This window comes from uncultured Parabacteroides sp., from assembly GCF_947855115.1.
Classification (GTDB): domain Bacteria; phylum Bacteroidota; class Bacteroidia; order Bacteroidales; family Tannerellaceae; genus Parabacteroides.
The window spans coordinates 66,683-86,137 of sequence record NZ_CANTZW010000014.1; the positions used below are offsets into that span (position 1 = coordinate 66,683).

15 protein-coding genes and 1 tRNA gene are annotated in these 19,455 nt (G+C 46.6%); 5 read left to right on the forward strand and 11 right to left on the reverse strand.

What is annotated here, in order from left to right; all coding sequences use genetic code 11:
- Nucleotides 1-10: 10 nt before the first annotated feature.
- A complete protein-coding gene (locus Q0110_RS10260; RefSeq protein ID WP_297906055.1) occupies nucleotides 11-340 on the forward strand; it encodes a hypothetical protein in 330 nt (109 codons plus the stop codon).
- On the opposite strand, the gene Q0110_RS10265 is transcribed toward Q0110_RS10260, so the two are convergent.
- Complete coding sequence (locus tag Q0110_RS10265) at nucleotides 263-1,030, reverse strand: RNA methyltransferase (protein WP_297906056.1); 768 nt, start codon at nucleotides 1,028-1,030, stop codon at nucleotides 263-265. The genes Q0110_RS10260 and Q0110_RS10265 overlap by 78 nt on opposite strands.
- Nucleotides 1,031-1,106: 76 nt before the next feature.
- Between Q0110_RS10265 and Q0110_RS10270 the strand changes: the two genes are divergently transcribed.
- Both Q0110_RS10270 and Q0110_RS10275 read left to right on the forward strand, forming a co-directional pair.
- Nucleotides 1,107-3,467 carry a BamA/TamA family outer membrane protein gene (locus Q0110_RS10270; RefSeq protein WP_297906057.1) on the forward strand — a complete coding sequence of 787 codons (2,361 nt, stop codon included), beginning with the start codon at nucleotides 1,107-1,109 and terminating at the stop codon, nucleotides 3,465-3,467.
- 77 nt (nucleotides 3,468-3,544) lie between these two features.
- A tRNA-Arg gene (locus Q0110_RS10275) sits at nucleotides 3,545-3,618 on the forward strand.
- A gap of 212 nt (nucleotides 3,619-3,830) precedes the next feature.
- Here Q0110_RS10275 and Q0110_RS10280 read toward each other — a convergent pair.
- Nucleotides 3,831-5,414 carry an AbgT family transporter gene (locus Q0110_RS10280; RefSeq protein WP_297906058.1) on the reverse strand — a complete coding sequence of 528 codons (1,584 nt, stop codon included), beginning with the start codon at nucleotides 5,412-5,414 and terminating at the stop codon, nucleotides 3,831-3,833.
- On the reverse strand, nucleotides 5,411-6,682 hold the full coding sequence (rmuC, locus tag Q0110_RS10285; protein WP_297906059.1) for a DNA recombination protein RmuC: 1,272 nt from the start codon (nucleotides 6,680-6,682) through the stop codon (nucleotides 5,411-5,413). The genes Q0110_RS10280 and rmuC overlap by 4 nt, the downstream gene beginning before the upstream one ends.
- 164 nt (nucleotides 6,683-6,846) lie before the next feature.
- On the opposite strand from rmuC, the gene tpx reads away from it, so the two are divergent.
- Nucleotides 6,847-7,347 (forward strand): thiol peroxidase, encoded by a 501-nt coding sequence (tpx, locus tag Q0110_RS10290; protein WP_297906060.1) that lies wholly within the window; start codon nucleotides 6,847-6,849, stop codon nucleotides 7,345-7,347.
- A gap of 103 nt (nucleotides 7,348-7,450) precedes the next feature.
- Complete coding sequence (locus tag Q0110_RS10295) at nucleotides 7,451-8,734, forward strand: MATE family efflux transporter (protein ID WP_297906061.1); 1,284 nt, start codon at nucleotides 7,451-7,453, stop codon at nucleotides 8,732-8,734.
- 45 nt (nucleotides 8,735-8,779) lie between these two features.
- On the opposite strand, the gene Q0110_RS10300 is transcribed toward Q0110_RS10295, so the two are convergent.
- The 8 genes from Q0110_RS10300 to rsmG all read right to left on the reverse strand — a co-directional run bounded on the left by Q0110_RS10300 (nucleotide 8,780) and on the right by rsmG (nucleotide 19,445).
- Nucleotides 8,780-10,486, reverse strand: a complete 1,707-nt coding sequence (locus Q0110_RS10300; protein WP_297906062.1) for an acyl-CoA dehydrogenase family protein — start codon at nucleotides 10,484-10,486, stop codon at nucleotides 8,780-8,782.
- A 4-nt stretch (nucleotides 10,487-10,490) separates the two neighbouring features.
- Entirely contained in the window at nucleotides 10,491-11,510 is a 1,020-nt protein-coding gene (locus tag Q0110_RS10305; protein WP_297906063.1) for an electron transfer flavoprotein subunit alpha/FixB family protein, read from the reverse strand.
- 4 nt (nucleotides 11,511-11,514) lie between these two features.
- Nucleotides 11,515-12,393: an electron transfer flavoprotein subunit beta/FixA family protein gene (locus tag Q0110_RS10310; RefSeq protein ID WP_297906064.1), complete on the reverse strand. Its 879-nt coding sequence runs from the start codon at nucleotides 12,391-12,393 to the stop codon at nucleotides 11,515-11,517.
- Between the two features lie 160 nt (nucleotides 12,394-12,553).
- Nucleotides 12,554-13,939, reverse strand: a complete 1,386-nt coding sequence (locus tag Q0110_RS10315) for an MFS transporter (protein ID WP_297906065.1) — start codon at nucleotides 13,937-13,939, stop codon at nucleotides 12,554-12,556.
- A gap of 116 nt (nucleotides 13,940-14,055) precedes the next feature.
- Nucleotides 14,056-15,165, reverse strand: a complete 1,110-nt coding sequence (locus tag Q0110_RS10320) for a hypothetical protein (protein ID WP_297906066.1) — start codon at nucleotides 15,163-15,165, stop codon at nucleotides 14,056-14,058.
- 84 nt (nucleotides 15,166-15,249) lie between these two features.
- Entirely contained in the window at nucleotides 15,250-18,114 is a 2,865-nt protein-coding gene (gene gcvP, locus Q0110_RS10325) for an aminomethyl-transferring glycine dehydrogenase (RefSeq protein WP_297906067.1), read from the reverse strand.
- 12 nt (nucleotides 18,115-18,126) lie between these two features.
- Nucleotides 18,127-18,765, reverse strand: coding sequence for an MBL fold metallo-hydrolase (locus Q0110_RS10330; RefSeq protein ID WP_297906068.1), 639 nt, complete (start codon nucleotides 18,763-18,765; stop codon nucleotides 18,127-18,129).
- Nucleotides 18,762-19,445: a 16S rRNA (guanine(527)-N(7))-methyltransferase RsmG gene (rsmG, locus tag Q0110_RS10335; protein WP_297906069.1), complete on the reverse strand. Its 684-nt coding sequence runs from the start codon at nucleotides 19,443-19,445 to the stop codon at nucleotides 18,762-18,764. The genes Q0110_RS10330 and rsmG overlap by 4 nt, the downstream gene beginning before the upstream one ends.
- Between the last annotated feature and the right edge of the window lie 10 nt (nucleotides 19,446-19,455).

Genomic DNA, 19,455 nt, shown 5'->3' on the forward strand with positions numbered 1-19,455 from the left:
TACCCTTATTATGAGAAGAGTGGCCGCTCATTACGTTTGGTGTAAGCAAGTCTATCGTATGCATTATATTGAGCTGGATGATGAGGGGGCATTTTGTGGTATTTATCCCTTGAATGAGGAGATTGCCGGAACTGCGTTTTATGATGGAGTGCTGGTGCCGGTTCTTTCCTCGGAACCGGCGATCTGTTTTAAGCAAGTAGTGGAATTTTGGCCGGCGTTGACTGAAAAGATTATATGTGGGTGTCCGGTCTCTATATATCGTTTAAGCGGGATTCCCTTGGCGTCTGCGAAACTCGGCGCAGACTACGGCTGTAGCGATGGCCACATTGAGAGACTCTGAGGTGTCTCTTCCTTCCGGATAATTCGGGATATACAGTTTCTCGTTTATTAAAGCCTCGATAGCGGGGCGTATACCGTTTCCTTCATTACCCATTATCAAGATACCATTTTCGGACAAGGTTTTCTCGTATAGGTTTTCCCCGTCTAGAAAAGTACCATATAGAGGAATTGCTTGGGTGGATTGAGTTTGCAAGAATATTTCCAGATCTGTATAATGTATTTTTACGTGAGCGAGCGCACCCATAGTCGCTTGTACGGCTTTAGGGCCGAAAGCGTCGGCGGTATCTTTGCTGCATACGATATGGGATATTCCAAACCAGTCCGCTAACCGGATGATCGTACCTAAATTACCAGGATCTTGAATTCCATCTAAAGCAAGGATAAGTTCCTTCTCCGGTGTTATCTCCGTTATGTCCCAATCCGGGCGCTTGAAGATAGCGAGTACATCTTGAGGATTTTTCAGAAAGCTGGCTTTGCGAATATCGTCTTCCTCGGCTACCAATAATTCCTTGGCAGGAATATCGCCTTGTGTGGCCATCCATGATGGCTTGGCTATTAATAACTCGCATTCGAAAGCCGGCAACATATCAGCTACCAATTTATTCCCCTCGGCTACGAAAACATTATTCTCATTCCGGAACTTCTTTAATTCCAGAGAACGGATGTATTTGACTTTGGCCTTACTTAGCATCTTAGTTCTTTTTACAAAACAAAAGTACGGTAAATTCTTTAAATTCCAGTACATTCGCGATTGTAAAAAGCTTAGAATGATGGATCGATCCCTACGTATATGCTATTTTATCTGTACCGTACTACTCTTGGTCTCTTGTAGTACGACCAAGTTTGTGCCGGATGGGGAATATTTGCTGGATAAGGTAAAGATCGTGTCGGATAACAAGGATTATAAATCGGCAGATTTAAAGTCTTATCTTAGGCAACAACCAAATTTTAAGGTGTTCGGTTTGATGAAATGGCAATTGTTCGTTTATGATTGGTCTGGCAAAGATGAGAAAAAATGGATCAATAAACAGTTACGTAGGATTGGTGAACCTCCGGTGGTATTGGATACGGCATTGGTGGAGCAGTCTGCTATGGAATTAAAGCGTTTTTACATCAATAAGGGGTATGTCCATGCGGATGTAACAACGACGATTGATACGACACACCATAAGAAAGCAGTCGTTACTTATCATATAAAGGCAAATGATCCGTATAGGATTCGTAATTATACGATGAAATTCCCAGACCCTAAAATTGATAGTTTGGCACACCTGAAAGCGCCTCATCGATCTCCCTTGGCTTCAGCGTTTCGATCTTCACAAGAAGAATATAACCAATTGGTTAAGGAGGGAACTTTATTTGACCGGGATATATTGGATAAGGAGCGGGAGCGTATTACGACCTTACTGCGTTGGAATGGGTATTATGGTTTTAACCGGGATCATTTGGGATATATCGCTGATAGTTCTTTTAACCAGAATGTGGTGGATCTCGATATGTCCATGAAACCTTATCGGAAAGTGTTGCCTAATGGGGCGGTGGAGAATCAGCCGCATCGTCAGTATTATATTAAGGATGTAACAGTTTTAACCGATTATAATCCGATGGGGATAGGAGAGGACGCTCGTTTTTTACCCACGGATACGATGCTTAGCGCAGGGGTGAATATCATATATGGCCGAAACGGGAAAAGTATCCGTCCGAGCGTGCTTCGGAGGAGTACTTATATTCGCCCGGGACAATTGTTTAATGAGAAGAATATAGAGCAGACTTATTCAGCGTTCGCCTCTCTAAGGGCTTTGAGAAACGTGAATATACGTTTTACGGAGGTTGAGGAGCAAGATACGATGAAGTTGGATTGTTACATTCTTACTTCTCCCGCAAAAATAAATACGGTAGGGGTGGATTTGGAGGGTACTAACTCTGCGGGTGATTTTGGCTTCGCTTCGAGCTTGAATTACCAACACCGGAATTTCTTTAAAGGATCGGAGGTTTTTTCGGCACGGGTACGTGGGGCGTATGAGGCGTTATCCGGAAATAAAGCGAGTGGCTTTGGTAGCTACTGGGAATTAGGGGCTGAAGGATCAATGTTATTTCCTCGTTTTTTATTTCCTTTCTTGAGCCATGATTTCCGCCGTAGGCTGCGAGCCTCTACCGAAGCGAAAGTAAGTTATAATTTGCAGACTCGCCCGGAGTATACGAGAGCGATCTTGTCTGGTGGATGGAGTTATATTTGGCAAGACCGGGGTAATACGCTAGCTCGCCATACGTTTAAGCTTGTGGATTTAAATTATGTATACCTGCCCGACAAGAATCCTGATTTTATTAATACGTTACCGGACTATATGGTATTGTATAACTATACGAACCATTTTATCATGAGTTCGGGATATACATATTCTTTCAATAATTATTCTCCTCAGAATCGTTTGCGGAATACGCATTCTTTACGTGCGTCTGTTGAGATTGCGGGAAATTTGTTGAGCGCTTTCTCGCATCTTACGGGAGCGAAGAAAAATGATTCCGGCTATTATGAGTTATTTGGCACGGAATATGCGCAATACGTGAAACTCGACTTTGATTTTAGTAAGGGAATCGTATTGGATAGCCGTAATAAATTGGCGTTTCATGTGGGGGTAGGTGTCGGAATGGCTTACGGTAACTCGGATTATTTACCTTTTGAACGGGCCTATTTCTCTGGGGGAGCGAATAGTGTGCGTGGGTGGTCTGTACGTGGGCTAGGCCCGGGTAGTATGAAAGTTACGGATTCGACTTCTTTTGCCCTTCGATCTGGGGATATCCGATTAGATTTGAATTTGGAATATCGTACGAAACTTTTCTGGAAGTTTGAGTTGGCCGCTTATGTGGATGCCGGTAATGTTTGGACCCGGAATGTCTCTGATGAGCGAGGTAAGGCTGGTAATTTTGACTTCTCCCGTTTTTATAAGGAGATCGCCGTATCTTATGGTTTGGGGCTCCGTCTGGATTTCGATTTCTTCTTGCTTCGTTTGGATACGGGCTTTAAGGCTTATGACCCTCAGGAGAGAAAGTCTAGGCGTTGGGCGATAACCCGTCCTAATTTCAATGATAATTTCGCCTTACATTTTGCCGTAGGCTATCCATTCTGATTTCAATATGCAAAAAACACACTAAAAGTTTGCGGGAAAAAGAAAAATTCTTACCTTTGCACCACGAAAATAAGGATGGTCAGGTAGCTCAGCTGGATAGAGCAACAGCCTTCTAAGCTGTGGGTCCTGGGTTCGAATCCCAGCCCGATCACAAGGGAGATTCTAAAAAGAGTCTCCCTTTTTTGTTATGATCAACTGCCTGTTTTCTTTTTTAGCTGGTTTTCGATCGTTGTGTACTGTTTTTTTAATTGAGGATTCGATCCGCACCCACTTTAACGATCTTCAAGAAAGGCGAGATCGTTTGGCTATCGTCCGGTGTGATGGATTACGGAAGCCTCTTGCGGAGGTACAAAACGATATCGGTTAAAAGCCGTTCATCGGGATCAATACCGTTGGGATCAGTAGAAGGAATCCGAGGATCACTAGGACAAGGATAAACTTCCATACCCATTTGAACCATTTATCGTAAGGGATACGGCTTACTCCTAGAACCGCTATCAAGACACCGGATGTGGGAGTTATCAGGTTCGTGAAACCATCACCAAACTGAAAGGCCATGACGGTGGCTTGCTTGGATAAGCCGATCAACTCCGAGAATGGGGCCATGATAGGCATGGTAAGGGCGGCCTTGGCACTTCCGGAAGGAATAACTAGATTGATAAGCGTTTGAATAACATACATCATCCCGACCGTGGCTACTTGTCCTAATCCTTCCATACCTTTCGCCAAGTTGAAGAGGATCGTATCGATTACCTTGCCATCTTGTAGGATTACGATAATGCCTCCGGCTAATCCAACGACCAAGGCTGCACTCATGATATCCTTGCAACCCTCTAAGAAAAGTTTCACAAGCTCATTTGGATTACGTCCATTAGCTATTCCCGCCGTAATACCTAAGGCGAAGAATAAAGTAGCTATTTCCATAATGTACCAACCGTAGCCCATTACGCCTGTAATCAAAAAAAAGATTGTGAAGAATAAAAGGTTCAATATGTACAGGTGTACGGTTTTTCGTAGGGTGAATATAGAGCAGATCACGAAAGCTGCACTAAGGACCGGGATTAAAGGCAGTCCATCGATAACGCTATTTCCTATTTTTAAAGAAGTTTGAGGATAATAGATCGAGAAGATAGCTAATATGATTGCCAATAGGACAAAACTGACCCATGCGGCTTTCGGGGTTCTGTACACGATTTCCAAGGAACTGGTACTATGCAAATCTCTCCAGTATTGATCATCTTCATAGACTGGAGACAATAGAGGATTCTTTTTTACTTTGGCGGCATAACGCAGTATCCATGTAAAACCTACCGCATTGATAATACACCAGCAAATGATACGATACTCGATACCGGAGAAAAGGGGAATCCCTGCCAAGCCTTGCGCTATACCGATCGTGAAAGGGTTTAATATCGCCCCGGCAAAACCTAATCCCGCCGCCACGAAAACCATACATACACCGGTTATAGAGTCGTACCCCATGGATATTGCCATCGGGACTAAGACCAGACAAAAAGCGATGGTCTCCTCGCTCATCCCGAATACAGCCCCGAATATACTGAAAAGTAGCATGATGGCGGTCAATAAGAAATTATCTACACCTATTTTGCGAAGAATCGGGTTATTCTCCATTTTGCGTGCTTTCCGCAGGAAACTGACTGTTCCTATATCAAATGCCTTACTATCGTTCACGATCCAGAATGCCCCTCCGATGATAAGGATAAAGACGATGATATCTGCCTTGTCTACGAATCCTTTATAAAAGGCAGAGAGTACTTCCCATGTTTGGGGTACACTTTCTACGGATTCATATACAACTGTCCGTTCCCCGTTGGGGCCGAGACTTTCTGTATATTGCCCGCCGGGAATAATCCATGTCAATGCGGCGCAGAATAAGATGATATAAAAAATAATTACATAGGTGTGGGGGATTTGTCTCTTTCTCATGATTCTGTTTTCTCGTCTTCTTCAGTTAATATTCCGATCTCGGGAAGGATGGCCCGGGCCTCACGGTCACTAAGTGTATCCACGTCCTTAAGCTTGCGTTGGATGGCCCGGGTACGGGTGCCTAGGACCTCTTCGATTTGCCCGCTGGCGGTTTGCAGGTTCTTTTGGGCCTTCTCGAGCATACCGCCTACTTTTTCGAATTCTTTCTTTACGGCCCCTAAGATAGTCCAGACCTCGCCTGAGTGTTTTTGGATCGCCAAGGTACGGAAACCCATTTGCAAACTGTTTAATATGGCTGCGAGAGTGGTGGGGCCTGTTACGACTACCTTATAATTTCGTTGCAAATCCTCCAATAATGCGGAGCGACGTACAACCTCGGCGTAGATACCCTCGAATGGCAAGAACATAATACCGAAATCAGTCGTGGCGGGCGGTGCCAGATACTTGTCCGAAATATCTTTTGCCATTTTTTTGATCGTGGTCTCCAGCAATTTCCCGGCTGCCTCTATCGCTTGGGGATCTGCTGCGTCGTAGGCATCTAAGAGTTGTTCATATACATCTTTCGGAAATTTTGCGTCTATGGGAAGATATACGAAGTCTCGGGCGTCATCCTTTCCGGGGAGCTTGACGGCGAATTCCACGACAGCGTCCGATCCTTTGCGAGTACGGACATTCGCCTCGTATTGCTCAGGGGCCAATAGCTGCTCCAATAACATACTGAGTTGGATTTCCCCGATATTTCCCCGGGTTTTTACATTACTGAGTACCCGTTTCAAGCCTCCTACGTCTTGCGCTAAAGTCTGCATCTCGCCTAGCCCTTTCTGTACGCTCTCTAATTGCTCGGTGACTAAACGGAAAGATTGCCCGATACGATCATTCAATGTCTTTTGAAGTTTCTCGTCTACGGTAACCCGGATCTCTTCCAGTCTCTTTTCCGTGTTATCTACTAATCTCTGTTGGCGTTCATCCAAGGCGGTGAACTTTTCTTTCTGCAGTCGGTTAAAAGAATCAATCCCGCGTTCGAAAGCTTCCTTGAACTCATTCATGGAATGAGCCAGTTCTTCCCGGTTGTCTTTCGCTACTAAACGGCTCTCTTCCCGGTTCAGGCGGAAGTCTTCCCTGAAATTTTTCTCGATACGGTCGAACGAGCGTTGTATCTCGTTTAATAACTTTTCCAAGTCCTCTATGTTATTCTTTAATTGCTTAGGACGCAAAAGGATTTGCGTCACAATAATTATAAGAAATCCACCGATAATAATCCACTCCATCTGTTTTTAATTTTGACGTCAAAGATAGGTAATCTGCATTTTGTAATAGTAGTTAAATAGAGTTAAACAGGGGAACATTGTTTATTTTCGTTTGTTTTATCGACAGAAAGCTGCTTATATTTGTGCAGCCAACTTAAGTAAGAATATTTAATTTACATACAAAGATGGCAAAAGTAACATTAAAAGGTAACGAAATTAATACGAACGGCGAATTGCCGAAAGTCGGGGTAGAAGCTCCGGACTTTAAAGGTGTAAAAAGTGATTTATCCGAGTTATCGTTAAGCGACTTAAAAGGAAAGAAAGTTGTAATAAATGTTTTCCCGAGTTTGGATACAAGCGTATGTGCGGCCTCGGTAAGACGTTTCAATAAAGAAGCCGCTTCACATCCGGATACGGTGGTATTAGCTGTTTCTAAAGATTTACCTTTTGCGCATGGACGTTTCTGTACTACGGAAGGTATTGATAAAGTGATTACGTTGTCAATGTTCCGGTGTTCATGTTTCGAGGATAAGTACGGGATGCTTCTGGTAGACGGTCCGCTGAAAGGGTTATTAGCCCGTGGTGTGATAGTAGTCGATGAGGCAGGTAAGGTGGTTTATGAGGAACTCGTTCCCGAGATTACTACCGAGCCAAATTACGATGCGGCTTTGGCTGCGTTGAAATAAATGTAGTAGATTATTGTTTTTCATTGGTTAAAGTTAAGGGTTAGTGTAGGAGGCCGTCGGATGTGAATCCCGCGGCCTCCGTATTTTTAATACAAGCTATTATATGAATAAGAAAATACTTCAACTGGCGATACCTTCTATTATTTCTAATATAACCGTTCCTTTATTGGGGCTGATAGATGTGGCGATCGTAGGGCATCTTGGATCGGCATCATATATAGGAGCTATCGCTGTAGGTGGGATGTTGTTTAATATTATCTACTGGATATTCGGGTTTCTTCGGATGGGTACAAGCGGTATGACCTCGCAAGCTTACGGAAAACGAGACTTGACGGAAGTTACCCGGATTTTATTCCGGGCTGTCGGGGTTGGTTTCTTGATTTCTTTCTGTCTTTTGATACTTCAATACCCGGTCTTGAAGGCTGCGTTTACTTTGATAGACACGACGGAAGAGGTAAGGCGATGGGCCTCTCTTTATTTTAATATTTGTATCTGGGGAGCGCCTGCCATATTAGGATTATATGGTTTTGCCGGTTGGTTCATAGGCATGCAAAATTCTCGTTTCCCGATGTTTATCGCTATCACGCAGAATGTCGTGAATATTGTGGCCAGTCTATGTCTCGTATTTGTTTTAGGCATGAAAGTGGAAGGTGTAGCCTTTGGAACGCTGATCGCCCAATATGCGGGTCTCTTTATGGCATTAACCCTTTGGCTGAAATATTATGGACGCTTGAGGACGTATATCGATTGGAACGGGCTTTGGGGCAAGGAGGCGATGCGCCGTTTCTTTTCCTTGAATAGTGATATATTTTTCCGTACCCTGTGCTTGGTCGTTGTCACCACCTTCTTTACTTCTACAGGAGCGAGGCAAGGAGATGTGATATTGGCGGTAAATACCCTATTGATGCAGTTATTTACCTTGTTCTCTTACATCATGGATGGCTTCGCTTATGCGGGAGAGGCGTTGGCCGGACGATTTATCGGAGCCAGAAACGATATGGGGCTACGTAAGTGCATTCGTTGCTTGTTTTTGTGGGGTATCGGTCTTTCTTTATCTTTTACTGTACTTTATGGGGTGGGAGGAAAAAACTTTCTGGGATTGTTGACAAACGATACTTCAGTCATAGAAGCCTCCGGAGAATATTTCTACTGGGTATTGGCGATCCCCCTGTGTGGATTCTCCGCTTTTCTTTGGGACGGTATTTTTATCGGGGCCACGGCTACACGCCAGATGCTTTATTCAATGCTTGTTGCCTCGGGAACTTTTTTTATTATTTATTATCTGTTTTATCAATCAATGGGAAATCATGCGTTATGGATGGCTTTTCTCGGATATCTGTCTTTGCGCGGAGGCATGCAATGGATACTTTGGCGGGTAAAAAAATAAGGAGGAAACCACGATTCCCTCCTTATTATATCATAGGAAAGCGAATTATTGTTGTTTGTAATAAGCTAAATCCTCACGATTGAAGTTGTTGATGAAAGATTCGATCTTATCCACCTCTGCTTGCCCGTAGTTCACGTAAACCTCGGCAGAGCGACGGAAGCTATCATCCTTGTTCGCGTCTTGCAATAACAAGTAGCCGAATACGCAATGAGCGGCAGCCTCAACCAAGCGACGAGCTTGGAAATCGATATATTCGCTGTCTTTTGTCTCAGTGACCTTGGTTACCATTTTCTCGTATTTCTCGGTCATGACAGCCAGTTTATTCTTTAGAGCCTCCAACTCCGGCTTGTACTCGATCGCTTGATATTCATGAATCTGATTCAAGTAAGTACCTGTGGTGACGTGACGGATAGCCGCTACGACTTGTAATTGGGTAGTACCTTCATAAATATTCGTGATACGAGCGTCTCGGTAGATACGTTCACAAGCATAGTCCTTCATGAAACCGGAACCTCCGTGAACTTGGATGGCATCGTAGGCGTTCTGGTTTGCGTACTCGGTGGTCATACCTTTACCCATCGGAGTGAAAGCATCCGCAAGTTTGCTGTATTTCTTGAATTCTTGACGCTCTTCCGGAGTTAGTTTACGTTCTTTGGAGATATCGTCTAGCGCTTTATATACGTCAACGAAACGAGCGGTCTCATATAACATAGAGCGGGAAGCATCCGCTTTCGCACGCATCAAGGCGATAATCTCGGCGATCGCCGGGAACTCGATGATTGATTTGCCGAATTGTTTACGATCTAAAGCATAAGCGTAAGCCTCGCGATAAGCAGCTTCGCTAAGCCCTACAGCCTGTGCCATGATACCCAGACGGGCCCCATTCATCAAAGCCATCACATATTTGATCAAACCCAGTTTGCGGTCTCCGCAAAGCTCGGCTTTTGCGTTCTTGAATACCAACTCGCAAGTAGGAGAACCCTTGATACCCATCTTGTTCTCAATACGACGAACGTTTACACCTCCGTTACGCTTGTCGTAAATGAACATGGAAAGTCCGCGGCCATCTTTCGTGCCTTCTTCCGAACGAGCCAATACCAGATGAATGTCAGCGTCGCCATTCGTGATGAAACGCTTTACACCGTTCAGATACCAGCAACCGTCAGCCTCGTTATAAGAAGCTTTCAACATGACGGATTGAAGATCGGAACCTGCGTCCGGCTCAGTCAGGTCCATAGACATGGTCTCACCATCGCAAACACGAGGAATATACCGTTGGCGTTGATCCTCGTTACCGAACTCATACAAGGTCTCGGCACAATCTTGCAAGCCCCAGAGGTTCTCGAAACCGGCATCGGCACGAGAAACCAGGTCGGCAGCCATGATATAAGGAACAATCGGGAAATTCAATCCATTGTAACGGCGAGGCATAGCGATACCCATCAAGCCGGCCTTGCGAACGGCATCCAGGTTTTGCTGTGTTCCGGAAGCGTAAGTAACACGTCCGTTCGCGACTGTCGGGCCTTCATGATCTACGCCCTCAGCGTTCGGGGCGATAATTTCCCCGCAAATCTCACCCACGATCTCCAATACTTTCTCGTAACTGTCCATTGCGTCCTCGAAATCGATCGGAGCATAATCGTATATATCCTTGTCGGCATAGCCGCGTTCTTTCAGCTCTACGATACGCTTCATCAACGGATGGTGAAGATGATGCTTCAAGCTGGGATTATCTGTATAGAAATTAGCCATAATCTTACTTACTGTTCTTTTTGTAATACTTAATCATCTTTGGGAGCACCTCTTCTACCGTGCCATTGATTACGTAATCGGCGATTGCGTTGATCGGGGCGTTCTCATCATTGTTAATTGAAATGATGATGCTGGCATCTTGCATACCGGCGATATGTTGGATCTGTCCGGAAATACCACAAGCGATATATAATTTGGGGCGCACCGTAACACCTGTCTGACCGATCTGGCGGTCGTGGTCGCAGAAGCCGGCATCGACAGCCGCACGGCTGGCACCTACCTCGGCATGAAGCTCTTTAGCCAAGTCAAACAATAAATTGAAGTTTTCTTTGGAGCCTACGCCATAACCTCCGGCTACTACGATCGGGGCACCTTTCAGGTTGTGTTTCGCTTTCTCTACATGGCGATCGATAACCTTTACCACATAGTCTGTCTCAGGAACGTATTTAGCTACGTCATGCTGGATAACCTCTCCTTTATAGTTCTCGTCCAAGATCTCCTTCTTCATCACACCCTCGCGAACGGTTGCCATTTGGGGGCGATGTTCGGGGTTGATGATCGTTGCCACGATGTTTCCTCCGAATGCCGGGCGAATCTGGTATAATAAATTCTCGTAAGTAATCCCTGCTTTTTTATCTTCATGTGAGCCGATTTCCAAAGAGGTACAATCGGCTGTCAGGCCGCTAGTCAAGGCAGAGGATACGCGAGGCCCTAGGTCACGGCCGATTACTGTGGCACCCATCAGGCAGATCTGCGGTTTCTCCTCCTTGAACAAATTGATCAAGATGGAAGAATGGGGGAGCGACGTATAAGGGAACAAACCCGGAGCGTCGAATACATGAACTTTGTCAACGCCGAAAGGCAATACTTGCTTCTCTACGTCCTTAAGGCCGGATCCGGCGATGATCGCTTCTAATTGGCAACCCAATTGATTAGCCAATTTACGGCCTTTTGTCAGAAGCTCAAGACTTACATCGGCAACATTCGTGCCTTCTATCTCACAATATACAAATACGTTGTTCATAATCTTATCCGATGGTGTGGTTTGCTAATAGTTCGACAATCAAATCCTCTACCTCTTGGTCGGAGCTTGAGATCGTCTTGCTTTCCTTGGCTTGGAAGACGATGTTTTCGATCGCTTTCACCTTTGTCGGCGAACCGCTGAGACCGCATTGAGCCAAGTCACCATTCACGTCTGCAACGCTCCATTCCTGGATATTCAAATACGGACGGGTCTCGTATAATTCCGGGTGACTGGCAGGACGCGTACCTCGTTCCTGTTTACCCATGGCGTGTTTGTATTTCTGTACCAGCTTTGCGTTGCGAGGGCGACAGGGAGCCGCGGAACCATTCACCGTGATTACGATAGGAAGTGGGCCTTCCACCGTCTCTACACCTCCGTCAATATGACGTTTTACGGTGATACGTCCGGCCTCTTTATCTACGTTCAGTATTTCCTCGGCATACGTGATCTGGGTCAGTCCCAATTTTTCCGCGACTTGCGGGCCCACTTGTGCCGTGTCGCCATCAATTGCTTGACGACCGCCGATAATAATATCATAATCGTTGATTTTCTTGATAGCCATGGCAAGTGCGTACGATGTGGCTAATGTGTCGGCTCCGGCAAACGCTCGGTCGGTCAACAAAAAACCGCCGTCAGCGCCACGATATAAACCTTCGCGGATAATTTCGGCGGCACGTCCCGGGCCCATGGTCAGCAGCGTAACTGTTGTTCCGGGGTAAGCGTCTTTCAAGCGTAATGCCTGCTCCAACGCATTCAGGTCTTCCGGGTTAAAGATCGCAGGCAAGGCGGCACGATTGATTGTCCCGTCTGCTTTCATGGCGTCCTTTCCCACGTTGCGTGTATCCGGAACCTGTTTCGCTAAAACAATAATTCTTAAACTCATATTATATTAGGAATATTAGATTTTTATATTGATATAATACTTCTACTTATTTGTTAATCTTGCGTACAAAAGTAATCAAACATTCTTTATAACAAAGAACTTTTGTAAAGGAAATTGCACACTTCGTACGTGTTTGAGCATGCTTGATATGGGTGGAAGCCTATTTCCGCGCATGTCTGGCGTCCAGCCACTGTACCACTTTTCCGTAAATGATGAGGGCGAAGGCCGAGACTAATGCAATCGCTCCGAAATAATACCAGATATAATGTGCGTTCGCGCTAGCGGCGAGCCATTCTTCGTGAGAGGCAAACAGGGTGGGTTCCGGACAGTATTTGCTCAGGAGGAATCCGGATAATCCGAACCCGAAGATAGAGGATAAGAAAGAATGCAAATGGCTGAATCCTAGATACAGGCCTTCTTCTCCCTTCGGGGCCTGTAAAGAGAAATACTCGAGGAAACGAGGAGAGATGAATGTTTCAGCCAATCCTTGAAAGACGATACCTACTACCATCATGAAAGCTACGGGATGCATTCCTAGGATGTGAGAATTACTATCCAGCATATTACCGGAAGCCATGCAAAGAGCGGATATCGGCATGATAAACATTCCAACTGTCATAGAAGTGAGCGCGGTCTTTTTGCGCATCATCTGTGTTACCAGATTTACCATGAGCACTACGACCAAAGGGTTTACATTGGCATACCAAGAGGGAGAGGCCCCTTCGCCGGCCAGACGAAGCACGTATTTAGGCATCGTGGCGTATAGCTGGTGTTGAACCATCCAGAAACCTGTGATAATAAGGATCAAGATCAGCAACCTTCCGTTACCGCAAACCTTGATCAGGGCATTCCAAATCTGCCCAAACGTCTTACCTTCGCCCGAATGCTGCGCGCTTTTATAGAAGAACCAGATCGCTATCAACGCAAGGAAAGTCATGGTTGCCGAGAAATAATTCAAGGTAATTAATCCCTCGTTACCCAATGCCTCGCGAAGTGGTTTTACGATAGTCTTCCCGGAGAAAGCCCCTATATTTACCATGGCATAGAAAATAGAGAATCCTTTAGCCCGGGTTTCCGGGGTGGTTTCTTTAGCGACCGTGCCGGAGATGACACTTTTGATAAAAGCCCCGCCACATACGATCAGCGCCATGATGGGAATAATACCGTATCGCAGATTACTTTCCAGTAAACCCGTAAAGGTAGTCGTGGCGCTATACTCCACCAGTCCGGCGGATTGAAGCCAAGTAGGATAAAGAGCCAAGCCGCTATAACCGATCGTTAACAAAGTAAAAGCCAGTAGCATAGAGTTACGGAAACCGATCTTGTCGGCCAACGCCCCGGCGAATGTGGGCAGTAGATACAGGCAGGCGGAAAAAATACCCGCGATGCTGGCGGCCTGAATGTCATTAAAGCCTAGGATACGGCTAAGATAGAGAGTGATAACGATAAACACGCCGTAATAAGCGGCTCGTTCGAACAATTCAACGGTGTTCGCTACCCAAAATGCTCTGCTGAACTTGATTTTCTCTTGTTTTTTAGTAGTCATGATATTATTTGTTATTAAGATAGATTAGATCGATAAGTTTTAAGAAGGAGGCGCAGGTGAGAAAATGAAGAGCTGCGCCTCCTCGTCTTTGGTTTATCGTGATTGATAATTACAGATTACGGCTTTACGATATAAGATTGATGGATAGCCTTGTCGAAAGCTTTCCAATGCTCATCCGTCATATTACCCGGTGTAAACAAGGCTACGCCAGCCGCCCCGTTTTCCATGGAGCCTCTTACGGCCTCCTCGATCTCGGACGGGATCAGGCCGTGGCCTTCCGGATCTTTGATATTCGCCTTGTTTTGCCAATCCTTGCAGATAAACAGGCCGCTATAAACAGGCTTCTTACCTTGTACGGAGGCTACTTCCTCTTTTACGATCGGAGCCAGCCAAGAAGCGTCTTCCAGATAGAAATCGTTATAGTTCATCGGGAAGAATGCGTCGACGTTCCATTTATTCCATTCTTGGCGAACCATCCATTTAGCGTGAGATTCCGGTCCTGGGAATACGGCGGCGCTCACTTTCTTACCTTTGCCGTGAACCTCGTCGGCGATACGGTTAACCAATTTCGTGATCAGGTCGCAACGAAACTGCGCCCATTCCTCACATTTGGAGGGATCTTCTACGGATTTGATATCGATACCGGTAGCGGCCTTGAAATCGGCTACACATTTGTCGCAATAACAGTAATCAGCCGTAGGATACTCCTCGTCCATAACCAAACCGTATTTTTCCCAAAGTCCGCGGGCCAAGATGACATCTACGTAGCGGATATAATCCAGATGGATATAATCCACCTCCGGGATATCGGCTACCTTGCCATAGAGATTCAGTAAGAACTCTGCCGTGCCTTCCTGGTTCGGGCATAAACATTTGTAATAAGGTACATACGCTTGTACGGAATAGGCCGATTCACCTTTCCGGTTCACGGCGTAGAGGGTGGAATCCAGTCCATGTTGCAACATGGCGGGAATCCATGCGTGATATTCCATGCCGTTGGCATGGGCAACTTTGGCGGCACGTTGGATCTTCTCCGTATCATGGCCGGCGTTGTAACACATTCCGTCTACACCATGGGCATGCCATTTACTAAAGTCTGCCTGTAAAGTCTGCTCGGTGGTATTCTCACCTTCGCCTTGCCATGCGTAAACCTTGACTGTTTTCTCAGGAGCCTTGACGCAAGCTGTTAGAGCAATAGCCGCCAAAGCGGTAAAGAGCTTCTTCATTGTATTTGTGTATTTGATGATTTAATAAATAAAAGGCTATCTAGAAATCCGTATTTTTAGATAGCCTTTGAAACTAGCTAGATATTACGTTGTTAACGTTTGTCCGCAGGCGCATAAGGTCGGGATCAAGTTACGATCGCCGTAAGCGTTATCCACACGGGCTACATTAATCCAGAACTTACTGTCGTGCAACCATTCCAGCGGGAACGCTGCCTTACTGCGAGGATACTCGTGTTTCCACTCATTGGCGGTTAGCTCGTATTCCGGGTGCGGAGCGTTCTTCAAAACGTTATCCTCCTTGGAAGCTTTACCTTCTTCCACTTCCTTGATCTCGCTCCAGATACATTCCATTACCTCCACAAAACGATCCAGCTCGGCCTTGCTCTCGCTCTCGGTCGGCTCTACCATCAAGGTTCCGTGTACAGGGAAAGATAAAGTTGGAGCATGGTAGCCGAAGTCCATCAAACGCTTGGCGATGTCGCTCTCATCGATACCGGAGCGTTCTTTTACCGTGCGGCACTCCAAGATCAACTCATGGCCTACACGACCTGTCGCTCCGGTATAAACAATGCCGTAAGTATCCTTAAACTTAGCAGCCAAGTAATTAGCGTTCAATATTGCGATCTTCGTCACCGTCTCAAGGCCTTCCGTACCCAGCAGGCGAATGTAAGCATAAGTGATCGGTAAGATACCGGCGCTACCATACGGAGCGGCGGATACCGTATTCAAATCGCTACCCCAAAGCACCGGATGTTGCGGCAAGAACGGAACCAGATGCTCGGCAACGCAGATCGGGCCTACGCCAGGACCACCGCCACCATGAGGAGAGGCGAAGGTTTTATGCAGGTTCAGGTGACATACATCGGCGCCGATCGTACCCGGATTTGTCAATCCTACCTGTGCGTTCATATTGGCGCCGTCCATATAAAGTTGTCCTCCACAAGCGTGAACGATCTCGCACATCTCCTTAATGTCTACCTCGAAGATACCATGCGTAGACGGGTAGGTAATCATGCTGGCGGCTAGATGTTCCTTGTTCTCCTCGGCTTTCGCACGGAAATCATCCAAGTCGATATTACCGTTCTCGTCGCATTTCACGGTTACGGTCTTGTAGCCGCACTGGATAGCGCTGGCCGGGTTCGTTCCGTGAGCCGAAGCCGGGAGCAAGACGATATTGCGATGGCCTTGGCCGATACTTTCCAGATAAGCGCGGATCACACGAAGACCCGTGTATTCACCGGCGGCACCGGAGTTAGGCTGTAACGTGCAACCCTTGAGACCCGTAATCGTACATAAATAAGAAGATAGGTTCTCGATCAGCTCTATGTAACCTTCCACTTGCTCTTGTGGGGCGTATGGGTGGATATTCATGAACTCCGCACGGCTGAGCGGGAGCATGGAAGAGGCCGGGTTCAGTTTCATTGTACAAGAACCCAAGGAAATCATGGATTGAGCCAAAGAGACATCCTTGCGTCCTAGACGGGTGATGTAACGCATCAACTCGGTTTCCGTATGATATTTCTTAAACACTTCTTGCCGCAAGAAATCGGAGGTACGCGCGAATTTAGTGTCGAAATAAGTTTGTGCCGGGATAGACTCGCTCAACATATAATCTTTTCCGGCGGCGCCGGCGAAGATGTATAATAATACGCCTATGTCCGTGGGCTGTGTTGTCTCGTCTAGGCTGATACCTATTTGCCCACCCTCGAAGTAACGTAAATTCACCTTGCATTCCAAGGCGATTTCACGTAGTGCGTTGACAGACACGTGTGCGGGAAGCTGTATTTTTAAGGTATCGAAATAATCCTTGTTCAATTGCGTATATCCCAGTTTCTCCAGCTCCCTGGCCAAGAATCCGGCCGCGGAATGAATCCGTCCGGCGATATTGCGCAGCCCTTCCGCTCCGTGGTATACGGCATAGAAGCCGGCCATGGTAGCCAACAATGCCTGTGCCGTACAGATATTAGACGTAGCCTTCTCGCGTTTGATATGTTGCTCGCGGGTTTGCAAGGCTAGGCGATAAGCCGGATGGCCGTAAGCGTCTTTGGAGATACCGATGATACGTCCTGGGATTGTACGTTTATAATCGTCTTTTGTGGCGAAGAAAGCGGCGGAAGGACCTCCGTAGAACATCGGGATTCCGAATCGCTGGCTACTACCGAATACGACGTCTGCTCCCCATTCTCCCGGAGGAGTCAGTAATACCAGACTCATCAAGTCGGCGGCTACACCCACTTTAGCGCCGGCGGTGTTGGCGCGGGCTACGAACTCCTTGTAATCCTCGATCGACCCATCGGCGTTCGGGAACTGTACGATAGCGGCGAACACGTCCGGCGTGAACTCGAATTTCTTATAATCGCCCACTACCACCTTGATACCTTGAGGGATCATACGGGTATGGATTACGGCCAGTGTGGAGGCAAATGTATTCTCATCGACAAATACCGTGTTCGCTTCTGCTTTTACCTGCGCACGGCTACGTGAACCATGGAACATGGTAACCGCCTCGGCTGCCGCTGTCGCCTCGTCAAGTAGCGAACAGTTCGCCAATGGTAATCCCGTCAACTCACAGATGACGGTCTGGAAGTTCAGCAACGCTTCCAAGCGTCCTTGGGATACTTCTGCCTGATAGGGAGTATAGGAGGTGTACCAAACCGGGTTCTCGAATACGTTACGTTGGATCGGAGCCGGGCAAACCGTATCGTACCAACCCATACCGATATAAGAGGTAAATACCTCATTCTTGGAAGCCAGTTCGGCGATGTGTTCGGCGAACTCGCGCTCCGTCATGGCCTCCGGAAGGTTCAACGGCTCTTTCAAGCGGATGTTGGCAGGGATGGTCTGATCGATCAACTCGTCCAAAGACTTCACGCCAATCGTCTCCAACATAGCGGGAATATCCTCCGCTGAGATGCCCACGTGGCGGTTTACAAACTTATTTGTGTCCATAATTCTAGTATTTTATAAATAAGGATTATTTAATTTCTCGTCAATGATCCGTGTCTCGGGACCATGCCCGGGGTAGACAACGGTCTCGTCCGGTAGCGACAGCAATTTGTCTTTGATAGCTGCAAGCAATATATCTTGGTTACCTCCCCATAGATCGGTACGGCCGATGCTTCCTGCGAACAGGGAGTCTCCTACGATCACGAAGCCGTTCTTCTTGTTGTAGAAAGCCAAGCCTCCGGGGGAATGGCCGGGGACGGTCAATACCGACAGCTCTGATTTCCCGAACTTTATGATCTCTTCGTTTACCAGATATTTCCCTACCGGGATGTTCCTCACCTTCATCGGCAGGCCGAATGCTTTGGCTTGCTCTTCGGGAGAAGGGAGACCTTCTACGTCTGCCTTATGGGCTTCCGGACTTAATCCGTAGGTGTCATATATGAATGCGTTACCGAAGATATGGTCCAGATGGAGGTGTGTGCAAAGGTAACGTTTCAGCGTCAGCCCGTTCTGGGCGATAAAGTCGCTTACCTCTTTTTGTTCCTCTTTGCGCAGGCAACCACAATCGATAAGGACCGCCTCCTTGGTATCGTCGTATAGCAAGTAAGTATTCTCGGAGAAATAGTTTACCTCGAAAGATTTTATCGTAATCATAATGGTACGTACACTACTTTTTTGGTTTCAAAAAACTCTTCTTTAAAATGGTCTTTCAGATCCATGCTGATCGCCTGGTTCCGGAAGGGCAGTATCTCGTGCGCCAGCTCGCCACCTTTCAGGCAAATCAGCCCGTTGGGCAACGCGTTGATCTGTTTTTTCTTTATGTTCTTGCGAACGATCTTTACCAGATCTGCCAAAGGCATCACGGCACGGCTCACGACGAAATCGAAAAGCTGCTTTTCTTCCTCGCCCCGGCAATGACGGAAAGATACGTTTTCCAGCCCGATTGCCTCAGCCACGGCTTGTCCTACCTTGATTTTTTTCCCGATACTGTCTACCAAGTGAAAATGGCTCTCCGGGAATAAGATCGCTAAGGGGATACCGGGAAAACCGCCTCCCGTACCCAGATCCATCACCGAGGACCCCGCCTTGAAACGTAGCATATGGGTAATTCCCAGCGAGTGGAGTACGTGATGCGGGTATAGGTTCTCGATGTCTTTTCGCGAGATCACGTTGATCTTGGCGTTCCAGTCCGTGTATAAATCATACAAGGCGGTGTATTGTTCTTTTTGCCGATCGGTGAGATCGGGGAAGTAGGAGAAGATGGCCGACAATTGGCAATTGACAATTGCGGGTCGTTCTTTATCTTTATTCTCGGTGTTATTAAGATAGTTCATTTATTCGTTT